The organism is Moorena sp. SIO4E2 (assembly GCF_010671945.1).
In the GTDB taxonomy this organism is placed as follows: Bacteria; Cyanobacteriota; Cyanobacteriia; order Cyanobacteriales; family Coleofasciculaceae; genus Moorena; species Moorena producens.
The window spans coordinates 1-1018 of record NZ_JAAHIE010001439.1 but is presented as its reverse complement, the minus strand read 5'-3'; the positions used below and the strand labels follow the sequence as shown (position 1 = coordinate 1018).

Below are 1018 nucleotides of genomic sequence, written 5' to 3'. Positions count from 1 at the left end.
GTTTACAGACGGCAATTGCTAGTCTCGAAACCTACAAAAATTTCTTCGAGGGTCAAGGAGAACTCGCCCCGTCAGGTGTCTGGGTAGCGCGTTATCAAGTTCGACAGCCCCAAAAAGCCTACTGGTATTACAAATTACAAGCCAGTTCACCCTCCTTCACAACCACAGGTAAAGCGCCCAAGTTAAGTAAATATAAGCATTTGGGGAAGGCTGGAAGTGAAGCCCATGTTGCCGGGGTGATGGCTGTAGCGAGAAGAACCATAGTTTCCGAATTACAAAAAACGATTGATTCTCTTAAAAATAGCTTATTAGATATTTCTTTCGACTCCGAGCTTAAAGATATCTAAGTCGGGATATTATTCGCGATTATAAATCGCGAATAAATTGTCTCTTTTTTCCAAAATGGGATGCTCCCAATTTTTTCCCATTGGGAATCTGTTAAGTCTCCTCTTGCGATCTCAGTCGAGGCAAGTTTTTCAGCGAGCGCTCTCATCACAATACCTGAATCATTTTACTTCACTATAGCAGTTTGCAGACACGCCCTAGTAACTTTTCCCAATATTTGTCAGGGTAAGCGCAAGAATCAATAAGCTGTAGCTTATTGATAAAAAACTGGGTTCATTCTCAACTATTAAACTCTATTGAGAATAAAGTTCTACGAGATTATAGGGGTTTCGAGCCACGATCAACCGATATCCAGCCAATGCACATTATGGGCAATTTTTTCTTGCGCTTACCCTGCAATATTTGTCCTGATTTTGTAGTGGAGTTACGATCTAGTTCAGATACTCTTAAATCTTGGCAAGATAAGATGGTTGAGTATATCGAAAATGGTGCTAATTTAGGCTGGTTAATCAATCCCCAAAAACGCCAAGTTGAAGTTTATCGACCGGGTTTAACAGTAGAAATATTAGATAATCCTGTTGAGTTGTCTGGTCAGGAGGTTTTACCAGGTTTTTTCTTGGATTTGCATCGGATTTGGGATTGACCAATACCTAAAAGGCTAATGGAAAAGCCG

At 40.6% G+C, this 1018-nt stretch carries 1 protein-coding gene and 1 pseudogene; both read left to right on the top strand.

Annotated features, from left to right (window positions below):
- A partial coding sequence (locus F6K37_RS44320; protein ID WP_287257472.1) for a transposase occupies positions 1-347 on the top strand: 347 nt, incomplete at its 5' end.
- A gap of 395 nt (positions 348-742) precedes the next feature.
- Positions 743-988 (top strand): annotated as a pseudogene (locus F6K37_RS44315) (Uma2 family endonuclease); the annotation flags it as partial.
- Between the last annotated feature and the right edge of the window lie 30 nt (positions 989-1018).